This is a genomic window from Microbacterium sp. IEGM 1404 (assembly GCF_030056775.1).
Lineage (GTDB): Bacteria > Actinomycetota > Actinomycetes > Actinomycetales > Microbacteriaceae > Microbacterium.
The window spans coordinates 1-12,666 of sequence record NZ_JASHKP010000001.1 but is presented as its reverse complement, the minus strand read 5'-3'; the positions used below and the strand labels follow the sequence as shown (position 1 = coordinate 12,666).

Annotated in this window: 16 protein-coding genes; 6 read left to right on the top strand and 10 right to left on the bottom strand. The window is 67.7% G+C overall.

Annotated elements, in window-relative coordinates:
* Nucleotides 1-47: 47 nt before the first annotated feature.
* Genes QM517_RS00080 through QM517_RS00065 form a run of 4 tightly spaced genes read right to left on the bottom strand, consistent with a single transcriptional unit; the run spans nucleotide 48 to nucleotide 2,782 of the window.
* Nucleotides 48-770 (bottom strand): aquaporin, encoded by a 723-nt coding sequence (locus tag QM517_RS00080; protein WP_283284275.1) that lies wholly within the window; start codon nucleotides 768-770, stop codon nucleotides 48-50.
* Nucleotides 767-1,429, bottom strand: coding sequence for an arsenate reductase ArsC (locus QM517_RS00075; protein WP_283284273.1), 663 nt, complete (start codon nucleotides 1,427-1,429; stop codon nucleotides 767-769). The genes QM517_RS00080 and QM517_RS00075 overlap by 4 nt, the downstream gene beginning before the upstream one ends.
* Nucleotides 1,426-1,842, bottom strand: coding sequence for an arsenate reductase ArsC (locus tag QM517_RS00070; protein ID WP_283284271.1), 417 nt, complete (start codon nucleotides 1,840-1,842; stop codon nucleotides 1,426-1,428). The genes QM517_RS00075 and QM517_RS00070 overlap by 4 nt, the downstream gene beginning before the upstream one ends.
* A gap of 49 nt (nucleotides 1,843-1,891) precedes the next feature.
* The gene (locus QM517_RS00065; RefSeq protein WP_283284269.1) at nucleotides 1,892-2,782 is read right to left on the bottom strand and encodes a metalloregulator ArsR/SmtB family transcription factor; all 891 of its coding nucleotides are present in this window, start codon (nucleotides 2,780-2,782) and stop codon (nucleotides 1,892-1,894) included.
* 68 nt (nucleotides 2,783-2,850) lie between these two features.
* On the opposite strand from QM517_RS00065, the gene chrA reads away from it, so the two are divergent.
* On the top strand, nucleotides 2,851-4,059 hold the full coding sequence (gene chrA / locus QM517_RS00060; RefSeq protein ID WP_283284267.1) for a chromate efflux transporter: 1,209 nt from the start codon (nucleotides 2,851-2,853) through the stop codon (nucleotides 4,057-4,059).
* Between the two features lie 36 nt (nucleotides 4,060-4,095).
* Here chrA and QM517_RS00055 read toward each other — a convergent pair whose 3' ends face one another.
* From QM517_RS00055 to QM517_RS00045, 3 genes are all read right to left on the bottom strand, one after another.
* Complete coding sequence (locus QM517_RS00055) at nucleotides 4,096-5,325, bottom strand: hypothetical protein (RefSeq protein ID WP_283284265.1); 1,230 nt, start codon at nucleotides 5,323-5,325, stop codon at nucleotides 4,096-4,098.
* A 725-nt stretch (nucleotides 5,326-6,050) separates the two neighbouring features.
* Nucleotides 6,051-6,377 (bottom strand): helix-turn-helix domain-containing protein, encoded by a 327-nt coding sequence (locus QM517_RS00050; protein WP_283284263.1) that lies wholly within the window; start codon nucleotides 6,375-6,377, stop codon nucleotides 6,051-6,053.
* On the bottom strand, nucleotides 6,374-7,462 hold the full coding sequence (locus tag QM517_RS00045; RefSeq protein WP_283284261.1) for a tyrosine-type recombinase/integrase: 1,089 nt from the start codon (nucleotides 7,460-7,462) through the stop codon (nucleotides 6,374-6,376). Before QM517_RS00045 ends, QM517_RS00050 begins: the two co-directional genes overlap by 4 nt.
* Before the next feature lie 256 nt (nucleotides 7,463-7,718).
* Here QM517_RS00045 and QM517_RS00040 point away from each other — a divergent pair, with 256 nt between their 5' ends.
* From QM517_RS00040 to QM517_RS00020, 5 genes are read left to right on the top strand one after another with little or no spacing between them, the layout of a single operon-like run.
* Nucleotides 7,719-7,967 (top strand): glutaredoxin domain-containing protein, encoded by a 249-nt coding sequence (locus QM517_RS00040; RefSeq protein ID WP_283284259.1) that lies wholly within the window; start codon nucleotides 7,719-7,721, stop codon nucleotides 7,965-7,967.
* Complete coding sequence (locus QM517_RS00035; protein ID WP_283284257.1) at nucleotides 7,964-8,170, top strand: hypothetical protein; 207 nt, start codon at nucleotides 7,964-7,966, stop codon at nucleotides 8,168-8,170. The genes QM517_RS00040 and QM517_RS00035 overlap by 4 nt, the downstream gene beginning before the upstream one ends.
* Complete coding sequence (locus tag QM517_RS00030) at nucleotides 8,170-8,367, top strand: hypothetical protein (RefSeq protein ID WP_283284255.1); 198 nt, start codon at nucleotides 8,170-8,172, stop codon at nucleotides 8,365-8,367. The genes QM517_RS00035 and QM517_RS00030 overlap by 1 nt, the downstream gene beginning before the upstream one ends.
* Nucleotides 8,368-8,419: 52 nt before the next feature.
* The gene (locus QM517_RS00025; protein ID WP_283284253.1) at nucleotides 8,420-10,084 is read left to right on the top strand and encodes an HsdM family class I SAM-dependent methyltransferase; all 1,665 of its coding nucleotides are present in this window, start codon (nucleotides 8,420-8,422) and stop codon (nucleotides 10,082-10,084) included.
* Complete coding sequence (locus tag QM517_RS00020; protein ID WP_283284251.1) at nucleotides 10,071-10,802, top strand: hypothetical protein; 732 nt, start codon at nucleotides 10,071-10,073, stop codon at nucleotides 10,800-10,802. The genes QM517_RS00025 and QM517_RS00020 overlap by 14 nt, the downstream gene beginning before the upstream one ends.
* A gap of 18 nt (nucleotides 10,803-10,820) precedes the next feature.
* On the opposite strand, the gene QM517_RS00015 is transcribed toward QM517_RS00020, so the two are convergent.
* The 3 genes from QM517_RS00015 to QM517_RS00005 are packed head-to-tail and all read right to left on the bottom strand — an operon-like array spanning nucleotide 10,821 to nucleotide 12,350.
* On the bottom strand, nucleotides 10,821-11,399 hold the full coding sequence (locus QM517_RS00015) for a recombinase family protein (protein ID WP_283284249.1): 579 nt from the start codon (nucleotides 11,397-11,399) through the stop codon (nucleotides 10,821-10,823).
* Nucleotides 11,396-12,154, bottom strand: a complete 759-nt coding sequence (locus QM517_RS00010) for a Fic/DOC family protein (RefSeq protein ID WP_283284247.1) — start codon at nucleotides 12,152-12,154, stop codon at nucleotides 11,396-11,398. Before QM517_RS00010 ends, QM517_RS00015 begins: the two co-directional genes overlap by 4 nt.
* On the bottom strand, nucleotides 12,147-12,350 hold the full coding sequence (locus tag QM517_RS00005) for a hypothetical protein (protein WP_283284245.1): 204 nt from the start codon (nucleotides 12,348-12,350) through the stop codon (nucleotides 12,147-12,149). The genes QM517_RS00010 and QM517_RS00005 overlap by 8 nt, the downstream gene beginning before the upstream one ends.
* Between the last annotated feature and the right edge of the window lie 316 nt (nucleotides 12,351-12,666).

The following is a 12,666-nucleotide window of genomic DNA, read 5'->3' as shown; positions in this document are numbered from 1 at the left end:
CGCGGGTTCCGTGCGTCCCGGGCAGAGCAAGCTATCAGGGGGCCAAGTCAAGGCACCCGCGAATTGTCCAACGGGTCGTTGGAGAATCTCCGCGGCCGGGGGAACAACACGCCGGTGAGGGCGATCGCGGCGCCGGCGCCCAGGAGTTGAGCGACGAGGAACGGCAGCACCGAGGCAGGGGCGATGCCAGCGAACGTGTCGGTGAAGATCCGGCCGATGGTGACGGCGGGGTTGGCGAACGCGGTGGAGCTGGTGAACCAGTAGGCCGCGCCAATGTATGCCCCAACGGCCGTCGCGATCACTGGTGCGGGCCGGCCGGTGCGACTGAGCCCCATGATCAGGAGCACGAGCCCGGCGGTGGCGACGATCTCGGCGAGGAACGTCGCGGCGGTGGCGCGGTCGGTGGTCGAGATCGCGGTAGGGGTGGCGAACATCGCGTTGGCCAGGACCGCGCCACCGATCCCGCCCAGAATCTGTGCCGGCAGGTAAACCACGAGGTCTCCGGCCGACAGCCCGGTGCCGGCGCGGCGGCCGAGGAGCGTATCGGCGACGGAGACGACGGGGTTGAAGTGAGCGCCGGAGACGGGCGCGAGCAGCACGATCAGGACACCGAGGCCGAGCGCGGTCGCGAGCGAGTTCTCGAGCAGCTGCAACCCGATGTCGGTGGAGAGGCGTTGCGCGGCGATTCCGGAGCCGACCACGACGGTGACCAGCAGCCCGGTGCCGAGGAACTCCGCGAGAGCGCGCCGCCAGAGCGGGAGCCCCGTCACGACCGGGCGGCCGGAACGCTCGGGGTGAGCTCGGTGAGCAGCTGCTCGACGTGCTGCTGGATCTCGTCGCGGACGGCGCGGATCCCGTCCAGGTCGAGGTCTGCGGGGTCATTCAGCTGCCAGTCGAGGTAGCGCTTGCCTGGATAGAGCGGGCAGGCGTCCCCGCACCCCATCGTCACGACGGCGTCCGCGGCGCGGACGACATCGTCTGTGAGCGGCTTGGGGAACTCGTCCGCGACGTCGATCCCGGCCTCTTCGAGCACGGTCACGACACCGGGGAGCAGTCCGGCGGCGGGGTGGGAGCCGGCGGAGCGGACATGGACCTTCTCACCGGCCAGGTGCCTGGTGATCGCGGCGGCCATCTGCGAGCGGCCGGAGTTCTGGACGCAGACGTAGAGGATCTCCGGGACCGGCTTCGCGATCAGACCGCGGGACTGGGCGAGGGCTGTGAGCCGGTCGCGGGCGAACTTCTCCGCGACTGTGGGTAGGTGGGTGGTGACGGCGGCGGTGCGGGCCAGGGCGGTGTAGGACTCGAACACGACCCGCTCGACGGTCTCCTCGTTGACCGTCCCGGTGAACTGGTGTGCGAGCCGTTCGGCGGCGCGGTGCAGCACCAAATCCGGCGAGAGGAGCCCGTCCTGGCCGCGATGCGCGTTCATGCCGCCCGCCCGGCGGGGAGCAGCTCGGCGATCAGGGTCTCGACGCGGGCGCGGATCTCGTCGCGGATGGGCCGGACCGCGTCGATGCCCTGACCTGCGGGGTCGTCGAGTTCCCAGTCCTCGTAACGCTTGCCGGGGAAGATCGGGCAGGCGTCGCCGCAGCCCATCGTGATCACGACGTCGGACTCGTGGACGGCGTCGACGGTGAGCAGCTTCGGGGTGCCGCCGGCGATGTCGATGCCCTCTTCGGCCATCGCGTCGACGGCGACCGGATTGATCTGGTCCTTCGGTGCGGACCCCGCCGAGAGCACCTCGACCCGATCTCCGGCGAGGGACTGCAGGTAGCCGGCGGCCATCTGCGAGCGGCCGGCGTTATGGACGCAGACGAACAGGACGGTGGGCTTCTCACTCATGACGGGTCTCGCTTCCTCTCACCAGAAAGCATAGACCATCATCTATGGATTACGTGACGGATGCGCCAATGAGTTCGGCAAGCAGGCCGCGGACGCGCTGGTCGATGTCGTCGCGGATCTCACGGATCACGCTGAGCGGCTTGCCGACCGGGTCGTCGAGATCCCAGTCGAGGTAGCGGCGTCCGGGATAGACCGGGCAGGCGTCGCCGCAGCCCATCGTGACCACGACGTCCGCCGCCTTGACGGTCTCGTCGGTGAGTGGCTTGGGGAACTCGTTGCCGAGGGTGATGCCGATCTCGTCCAACGCGGTCACGATCGCCGAGCGGACCTCGGCCGCAGGGGCGGACCCGGCGGTGCGGACCGTGACCTTGTCGCCGGCGAGCTGGCGAAGGATGCCCGCGGCCAGCTGGGAGCGGCCGGCGTTCTGGACGCAGACGAACAACACCGACGGCGTCCCGATCGAGTTGCCTTCGGTGCGGTGCAGGGCGTCCAGCCGGGATGCCGCGAATGCCGCGGCGCGAGAGGCCAGCAGCGGGGCGCCGGTGGCGGCGAGCAGGTTCCGGGAGTCGGCGAGGAACCGGGCGACCGTCTCGCGACTGAAGACGCCCCGATAACGGGCGGCGAGGTCGTCAGCCACCCGCCCCCAATCCGGCTCCTCCGCGGCGAAGGCCGGGGTGCCGACCAGCGCGGTGACGCGGTCGGCTTCGTCCGGGTTGATCGAGTACCAGACCCGGCGCCCCTCCGGCTGCCGGATCACGAGGCCCTCGGCGTGCAGCGCCGCCATGTGGTGGCTGACCGTGGGCTGACGCAACCCGAGCTGCTCCGCCAGTCGGCCGACCAAAGCGCGCCCGCCCTCGGCGTCCCGGATGAGCTGGACGAGCCGGGCACGGGTGGGATCGGCAAGCACGCTCAGCGCCGTCGCCTCCACCACCTGATTCATAGACGCGAGTCTATCTTAGATAGGGTGTGAGACGCCCGCCGGGCCCCTACTCAGGAACAGGAGCAGTCATGACGCAGGCATCGACGGTCACGGCCCGCAGCACGGTGTGGGAAGTGTTCCTGGTGTTCCTGAAGCTCGGGACCACCTCGTTCGGCGGCCCGGTCGCGCACCTGGGCTATTTCCGCACAGAGTTCGTGGAACGCCGCAAGTGGATGGACGACCGCGAATACGCCGACCTGGTCGCGCTGTCACAGTTCCTGCCCGGCCCCGCCTCCAGCCAGGTCGGGTTCGGCGTCGGGCTGCTGCGCGCCGGCGGATGGGGCGCGATCGCCGCGTTCGTCGGCTTCACGCTGCCGTCCGCGGCGCTGATGGTCGCCTTCGCCTATGGCGCGTCCTGGTTCGCCGGCCCGATCGGCGAAGGTCTGCTTACGGGGCTGAAGATCGTCGCCGTCGCGATCGTTGCCCAAGCGGTCTGGGGCATGGCGAGAACCCTCACCCCCGACCGGCCCCGCGCCGGCATCGCCGTGATCGCCCTGCTCACCACCATGCTGATGGTCGGATCGGTCGGGCAGATCGCCGCAATCCTCATCGGCGCGCTCGGTGGACTGATCTTCTGCCGCGCCGCCGTGGAAGACCGGCCCGACATGCTCCACTTCCCGGTCCGACGTGCCGCGGGCATCACCAGCCTGGCCGTGTTTGCCGCGCTGCTGATCGGCGCCCCGATCATCGCTGCAGCGACCGGTCTGGGCGGTGTGGCGTTGTTCGACGCGTTCTATCGCGCGGGCGCACTGGTGTTCGGCGGCGGACACGTGGTGCTCCCGCTGCTGCAGGCAGGGGTCGTCGACCCGGGATGGGTCACCAACGCCCAGTTCCTCGCCGGATACGGCGTCGCCCAAGCCGTCCCCGGCCCGCTGTTCACCTTCGCCGGATACCTCGGCGCGATCGCCGACACCGGCCCCGGCGGAATCTGGGGCGCACTCATCGCCCTCATCGCAGTGTTCCTGCCCGGCTTCCTGCTGCTGCTCGGAGTGCTGCCGTTCTGGAACACCTTCCGCCGACACGCGTGGGCGCAAGCCGTCATGCGCGGCGCAAGCGCAGCCGTTGTCGGCATCCTCGCCGCCGCGCTCTACTCACCCGTGTTCACCACCGCCATCACCGACGCCGGATCGTTCTGTCTCGCCGTGATCTGCTTCGTGCTCCTGGTGTCCTGGAAGTTGCCTCCCTGGGTCGTGGTGCTCGTCGGTGCCGCTGGCGGCGTCCTGATCGGTCTGCTGTAGAGCCTCTCGCGGCGGCTACCCGGATATTGTCCAGGCTCACATTCGCATCGCGGGGTATTGCGCGTAGGCGGATGCGGCGACGAGCTGCCAGCGCGCCGCGACGTTCGGTGACATGCCGGTGAGGTCGCAGAGCGGGCCAACGGGCATCGTCGCGGCGAGGTTGAGGAGTGCTGCGCCGCGCAGTCCGACGACGCGGCAGGTGAGATTCTGCAGGTCGGCGGCGAAGCGGCTGGCGTGGACGTGTGCGCCGGCGCGTAGTTTCGAGGGGAACAGCCAGGTCGATGCCGTGTCCCATCGCCGTGGTGCTGCGAGCTGCAGCCTGATCAGCGCCGGCAACGGCGGTGGCAGTTGGACAGGGGTGAGTCCGAGTCGGAGACGCATCTGGTCGCCGTCATCGATGATGCTGGCGGTGGTGAGCGCGGCGATCGTTGTGGTGGGTCTGCCGGTGATCCCGGCGATCAGCCCGCAGATGCGGGTCCGCAGCCGGATCGTCTCGTCGGTGGCGAACCGGCGCATCCATGCCCGGTAGGTGTCGATCGGGTAGGCGGTGTAGGGGTCGGCGTAGGGGGAAGGGACCGGGTGGATGCGATCGGCCGCGCCGCTCTGCGACGCCCAGCGCAGGAACACGGCGAGCGGTTCGAAGTTGCGCGGGTGTCGGTCGAGGTAGGACTCTACGGCGTGCTGTGAGGCGGTCTTCAGCTCGAGGCCGTGAGTGTCGAGGTCGGCCAGGAAGTGGGCGGCGATCCGGCAGATGCGGCGGGCGCGGACGAACGTGCCGTCGGTGATCCCGTTGCGTTGGATGAGCAGGCGGGTGCGGGCGGGAACGTGCCACCGGCAGAACGGCCCGAGGGTGCGGATCAGGTGCTCGGGGCGGTGCTCGAGGAACGTGTCGATCCAGGCCACGAATTGCACCCATGTGGTGTCACGCGGGTCGAGGACGCCGACGTCGACGAGCGCGTGGCGGAGCAGGCTCGCCGCCTGAACGGTGGGGTGTTGGTCCAACGCTGCATGGGTGAGGTCGATGTCTTCGATGAGGATCTCGCGCAGGATCGTGGCGGAGGCGCTGCGGCCGGGCCAGCGGGCCATGCTCTTGGGCTCGGGGTGGTGGAGCAGGCGTTGCCGGAGCGGTTCGAGAGCCTTGCGGCGGGCGGGTGTTCCGGCCGCGAACAGGTCATCCAGGGCGATGCGTGCGAGGCAAGGGTAGCAACGTTTCCCGTTGCGGATGTCCTCGACGCCGCAGTCGGTGCAGATGAACCGGGATCTCACTCCGGTGCAGGTGGAGCAGGCGAGGGTGCCGTCGTCCGCGACGGAGGCGACTAGGCCGACAGCGCCGCAGCGCGGGCAGGGGCGGCGTGTCCCGCGGATCATGTTGAAGCAGGGTTCGCAGGTGACACCGCCGAGGAAGCGGACTCGGACTCGTCGTTCGCGGCCGCAGTGCACGCAGGGCTCGACCTTGCCAGGCGCGCACTGGGGGCAGACCGGGCCGTCCGGGGTGCGGTTGTGGACGAGCCGGTCCTGCCCGCAGCGGATGCAGGTCTCTTTCGCCTCCGGCCGTCGCCGGCGGCAGGTGCCGCAGAAGCTCTTCCCGTCGCGGCGGTGCGAGATCACCCGGATCCGGTCACAGCCGTCGCAGCGGCGGGTGTATCGAGCGTCGCGGCAGTTATCGCAGACCCGGCGGCCGTCCTCCAGCGTCTGGGTGAGCAGCTGTTCCCGGCAGCAGCCGCTGCAGACCGGCAGCGCGACCGGGATCCCGCGGTCTCGGAGCAGCCGCAGCAGCCGTTGCGCCTGACGGGGAAGCTGCGGATCCGCGTCGGTGGGCCAGGCAACGTCGGCATCGGCGAGGAAACGTCGAAGATGCGCTTGCCCCGCCGCCGTAGGGGCGAGCTGCTCGAGAAGCTCACGCACTCCTTCCGCGCCGATCGTCGTCCACGGTTCCCCGTGGCCGAGCAGCGTGGCGATGTTGTCAGGAAGTGCGGTGGATGGTGGCGAGGTCACGACCTGTCGGGCCGGGTGATCCGCGCGGGAACAGTCTTGAGCGTGCCGATGTCGGTGACCGTGGCGCCGCCGACGGCCTTCGGCTGCTGGCGGGCCGCGACGGTGAAAGTGATCAGGTCGTTCGGAGTGCAGTCCAAGATGACGCAGAGCGCGTCGAGGACCTCGATGTTCAGGCGTTGCGGTGCGGCCGTCACGAGCCGGTAGACCTGCTCGCGTGACAGCTGCACTCCCTGCTCGGCGAGCAGCGGCACCAGCTCGGTGGTCTTGTAGATGCCGCGCTCGGCGAGCTTGCGGCGAAGGTGCCAATCGAACTGACGGGTCATGCGGTCGCTCCTTCTCCGAGCACGCGGCGCAGCGCTTCCTGGAAGATCCGGTTCTTGAAGTCGTCACCGACCGACGTGTAGATCGCAGTCGTCGACGAGTGATTGTGGCCGACCTGCTCCTGCACGAACTGGGCGGCGTAGCCGAACTCGATCAAATGAGTCACGTAAGAGTGGCGGAGACTGTGCAACGTCAGCGCGCGATCCAGGCCGGCCGCGTCGCGGATCTCCGCGAACCGCTGATCGACCGTGCGGGTCGTGATCCGGGCGCGCCTCTCACTGATCCAGAGCGCATCGCTGTCACCGGCCAGTCGTGGGCGCACCTCCTCGACCCAGTAGCGCAGTCCTTCCGAAGCCCATGCAAACTCCGGGCATGCCAGCACGGTGCGGCGGCGCGGCGGCGACCCCTTCATCGCTTTGCCGTAACGGACGTGCACCTTCGCATACGCGCCCCACTCGGGCACGTAGGGATTGGGACGGAGGTCGTTCAGATCGAGCATCACCGCCTCGCGCCGCCGAAGCCCGAACGCGTAGACCGTCTTGAAGAACTGCGCATCCCGCAGTGCGGGCAGAGCACCCTTCTTGCGATCAGCGAGCAGGTCGTGGGCTCGCTGATCGGCGTGCGCGAAGAACGCCTCGAGCTCGTCGTAGCCGAACGGTCGCCGAGCCGGCTTCGCCTCGAACTCCGCCAGGTGCGCGAACGTGTTCCACGGATGACAGATCTGCGCCGGCGCGGCCCCGAACCGGTCCAGGCAGACGTCGACCCAGTCGTAGGCCGGATGCGAGATGTACCCGCAGAAGCCCTTCAAGACCTGGTGGTAGCCGCGGATCGTGGAATGCGCCAACGGCTGCGGACCAGACAGCAGTGACGACGTGAAATCCTCGACATCCTGCGGCCGCCACTCCCACGGGTAGGTGCCCGCGAACCGGAAGAACCGCTTCACGCCGTACTGACTCACCCGGATCGTGCCCTCCGACAAGCCGCGAGACCGCATCGACACGGCGTACCCGCGCAGCATCTCGTCAAACGTCGACCGCGCCGGATCCAGGAGCAACACCGGTGCCAGCGACCGCACCTCGCGGATCACCAACCAAACCTCGCCGTTGCGTCAGATGCATCAAACATGCTGTGAACGTATCACAGAGTCTACCAACGCAACGAGACAACCATGGTTGGGCACTGTCGTCCCCACCGGCGTCCCCAGCGTCGATCCACCCCCTCATCAGGGAATCGTCAAGCGATGCCCCTGAAGGCCGAGGCAATCACCCCGCTGCCAGCTCGACGAGGCGCCCCCGCGGTGTGCGGTGCGGGACGCTGAAGGCACGACACCATTGAGTCATCCGATGCAACTCCGCTTGCTTGTGTACTCCAAGGCCGGCTGTGTGCAGTGCACGGCGACGCTGCGGGCGCTCGATGCAGCCGGCATCGCGTACCGGGTGGTCGACCTCGCCGGTGATCCGGTGGCGCTGGAGCACGTCAAAGAGTCGGGCTTCCTACAGGCGCCGGTGGTCGAGGGCGCCGGCGATCCGTGGTCGGGTTTCCGACCTGACCGGATCGACGAGCTGGTCAAGTCGAGGCGGTGTGAGCGATGAGCACGATAGTGAGCTTCGCCACGATCCAGACCACATTCCCCAGCGGGGACAACGATCACTACCGGCTGGCGCAGAAGGTCGCCGAACGCGACCAACAGCTCCACGACTACGGCCGGCACGGGTACCGGTTCGCGAACTCGGTGACGGTCCCCGGAACCGAGTTCGTGACGGTGATCGACACACTCACGAGGGAGAGCGACTGATGCTGCACGAGCACTCCCCCGCACCCGCTCTTCTCACCCCCGACGAGGCGGCAGTCATTCTCGGCCGCGACGTGGCAGAGCTGCGGCGGTGGCGTGGCCAGAACGTCGGGCCCACGTTCCACGACCTCGGCCGCGGACTCATCCGCTACGCCCGCGACTCGGTGGTCGAAGAGGCAGCTACGACGTCGGCTCGATGAGAGACATCGCCGCCAGCCCTCCCGAGGAACGTCGGTCGGACCAGGCAAGATAATGAGTGTGAATTCCGGCGCGCGTGACCCCCTCGACAGCGCTGGACTCCGCAAGTCGCGCGGCGCCTTCTTCACGCCCCCCGAGATCGCTTCGTTCATCGTCGATTGGGCTGTACGTTCCAGGAACGACAAAGTGCTGGAGCCGTCCGCGGGTGACGCGGAGTTTCTTGTTCACGCCACTGCCCGCCTCCAGGCGCTAGGAGTACCAGCGCCGCAGGTCTTTGGAGTGGAGCTGCATGACTGGAGCGCTCGTCTCGGAGTGAGTCGGGTGGCCGCAGCCGGCGGAGACGCCGACATGACCGTGGGGGACTTCTTCGACGCACCCGCGGACGGTCAATATTCAGCAGTTGTCGGTAACCCTCCCTATATCCGCTTCCAGGACTTCTCTGGAGATGCGCGGGCCAAGGCTCGCGCAGCCGCACTACGCGGTGGCGTCGCGCTGTCGGGGCTTGCCTCTTCCTGGGCGGCGTTCACCGTGCACGGTGCGTTGAGTCTTCGGCATGGCGGACGTCTCGGCTTTGTGCTGCCCGCGGAGCTTCTGCACGCAAACTACGCGGCACCCGTGCGGCGGTTCCTTTTCGAGAACTTTGCGCGGGTAGACCTCATCCTGTTCGAGGAGCGGGTCTTTGCGGAGGCGGAGACGGAGGCACTGCTCCTTCTCGCGGACGGATATGGCGGCTCGACCGACCATGCGCGCATCCGCCAAGTCGCGACCGCAGCCGCTCTATCTGTCGAACTTCCGTCAGCCGCGACCTGGGCACCCTCGGATCCATCCGCTAAGTGGTCAGGATCCACGGTCAGTCCAGAGGCTGCCGGTATCTATGCCAAGCTCGTGCTGGACGGGCGTTTTGCCGCTCTCAAGACCTGGGGCGAGACGACGCTCGGCATGGTCACTGGCAACAATAAGTATTTCGCTCTGAGCCCCGCCGAGGTGTCTGAGCTGGAGTTGCGCCCTACCGATGTCCTCCGTCTCTCCCCTCCTGGATCTAGCCACCTTCGCGGCCTGGAGTTCTCCACGCGAGCTCACAGCGAGCTTGGCCGAGCAGGTAAACGGACCATCCTGTTCCGGCCCTCGGGCAATCCATCCGAGGCCGCGTGGCGGTACATCCGCCAGGGTGAGGACGACGGCGTGGACCGAGCGTACAAATGTCGTGTCCGCAAGGAGTGGTGGCGCGTCCCGCTGGTCTCGCGGGCCGATCTGCTGCTCACCTACATGAACGCAGACACGCCACGACTCACCACCAACACGGCTGGCGCGCTGCACCTCAACTCGGTGCACGGCGTGTACCTCAACGATGCGCACCGCGACTTGGCGCACGAGCTTCTTCCTGTCGCGGCCTTGAACTCAGTGACGATGCTCGGCGCCGAGTTCACCGGTCGTGCGTACGGCGGTGGCATGCTGAAGATGGAACCGGGCGAAGCGGATCTATGGGCACTTCCCTCCCCCTCGACGATTGCAGCCGCTCGTGAGGATCTGCTGGCCATACGTCCCCAGGTCGCAGGAAAGCTCCGCACTGGAAAGGTGCTGGAGGCAGCCAAACTCGTAGATGATGTGCTGCTAGTGGGGTCGCTCGGAATGCGCCGCCCAGAAGTGGCCGAGATCCGCGCTGCTCGTGCCGCGCTCGCTGGCCGCCGTGAGGCAAGGAGTCGACGTGGCAGCTATTGATGATCGCCTTCTTGCCGCGCTCAAGTCGTGCGGCTCCAAGCCGGGGAATGACGCACCCCAGGCCACCAAGAAGAATTACAACGAGAAGCTGTCGGCCGCCGTCGCGCTGGCGGTCGCAGCGGAACTCCGCGCTCGAGGAATGGATGGGGCACGACCGGCGGGTCCCGGTGAGGTCGGTCTCAGCGGCGCGGAGCGTCGTCTTGCCGGGGGGATCGGTGCGAAGAAGGTCGACGTCACCTGGGCGACCGAGGAGTCGGGGCTCATTCTCGCTGTGAGCGTGAAGACGATTCTCTTCAAAGACAGCCGCACTCAGAACTTCCAAAAGAACCTGACGAACCGGCGCGCGGACCTTTTGAATGAGGCGGTCACGCTGCACCGCAGGTTCCCCTACGCGGTCCTGGCTGCGCTACTCATCTTCGACGCCGGTGCCGCTCATGATGGAACAGGTCGACGCAAGTCGACGTTCCTTAACGCCGGTCCGCGCCTACGGCTCTTCACCGGTCGGCAAGATCCCGCGGGCCGCGACGAGCAGTACGAGAAGTTCTATGTGCTGCTGGCTGATCTCAATGACACCATGCCGTCCCTCCGGGCATACGAAGCGAACGACCTCGAGAACGAAGTCCCCCTCTCAGAGGCGTTTGACACGCTCGTAGCTCTCATCGGGGAGCGAAACTTCGACCTTTACGAAGGCCTCGACGGGCGAGTAATGAAGGCCTAGTTAGTTCGCCTCAGACGTCTACGCGCTCACGTTCTCGGTTTGGGCGAGCGCGCGGCGAACGGAGGCGGAGCTGACCTGCAACGTCTTGGCGATCGTCTCCCACGTCGCCGGCGGGGTTTGAGCGCGCATTTGCCGGGCGACTTCGATCCGCTCGACACTCATCACCGTGGGCCGGCCACCGACGCGACCTTGGGCGCGTGCGTACTCCAGACCGAGCCGGGTGTTCTCCCGGATCGTGTCGACGCGCAGCTGCGCGAACACAGCCACGATGCCGAACAAGGCACGGCCCATCGGGGTCGTGGTGTCGATCACCGGTTCGGTGAGGCTCTTGATATCGACGCCCTTGTCCTCCAGCTCATGCAGCGTCTCAATCAGGATGCGCTCGGTCCCGCCGAGCCGATCGAGGCGGCGCACCACCAGCACATCGCCGGCGCGGAGGTAGTCCATGCACGCGACCCACTGCGGGCGATCCTTGACCCGGCTGGAGTCGCCGTGGTCGACGAACACACGCTCCGCTCCTGCCGCGTGCAACTCGGCCTCCTGCGCCTTCGGGTTCTGCTCACGCTTGGACACTCGGGCATATCCGACGACGGTCATAGGTCCCTCCCCTGTTCCGCTTCACGGCCGGGCGTCGTCAGCCGGCGCGAGCGGCCCGTCGACATCGACGGTGCGGAGCGTCCCGGCGCGACGCTGCTGCTCAGGTTGGCGAACGCGCGCAGCTGCTCCATCCGTTCCGGGGAGAGCCGGCCCCCCGCGGCGGGCTGCACGATGCGGTCGAAGATCCCGCGCAGTTCGGTGAAGTCCTGTCGTTCCATCGCGGCACGTGACGCCTGGTCGTTCTCCGCCCCGGTGACACGGCTCCAGTCGAGGTCGAATCCGGCGCCGGCGGCGACCTGCGTCCAGAAGATCCGTTGCGTGCGGCCGTTGCCCTCCCGAAACGGGTGCAGGTAGTTCACCTGGTCGTAGTGGTACGCCAGGCGATCCACGAACCGGTCACGGTCCAGGCCGTGCAGCTGGTGCTCGTCCGCGAGCTCCGCGAACGCGAACCCGGCGCCGGACTCCAGCCGGGACACAGGCATGAAGAACTCCGCGCCCGGGTCGGTGCCCTTGCGGATGTCGACGGTGCGCAGCTGGCCGGCCCAGTCGTAGACGTCCTGGAAGAGCTGCCGATGGATTGCCTGGAGCTGTCGGAGATCTCCGGTGACCTTCACCGGACGGGTGATCATCTCGGCCCGTCGCCACTCGGTCAGTTCCGCTTCGGCGCGATCCAGCGTGGCGCGGTCCGTCAGGCCGAGCCGGTTGCGGAGGATGCCCGATTCGGGCTCGAGGTACGGGTCGACGAAATCAGGCAAGGCCCCAGCGGGCCCGTGTGCGGCGTCCCAGCTCGTCGACGTCGAACTCCCCCGCCGCGTAGGCGGCCGCGTCGGCGCGGTACTCGGGACCGGCGGTCAGGCCTTCCATCGCAGAGCTGTGTGCGGCGTCGGCCACGACGCGCTCGCGCAGTTCGCGCTCGGCCGCGGAAATGGTGCTGGCGGTCTTGACGCTCATGGTGGCCTCCCTCGTTGCTTCTAGTCTACCCGACTTGCTCAAAAACCTATAGTGGAGGTTTTGCACAGAATGGGGTTTTGACAAGGGTTTTGAGCACCGGAGCTTTCCCGACATCTCACGGCGCGCACCTGTGACTGATGACGCTCTTTGGCGGTGTTCTTGCAGTGCTGTTTGGCGGCGGTCATCCGATGTCGCGGTGATGGTCTCGAGTCCGTCCTCTCCGCCCGGGGATCACCGGAGACGACTCATAGTTCTCAGACCTCTCGATCGGGGCGCTGCTATAGGTAGCGGCAGACCTGGTCGGTGCTGCAGGTGT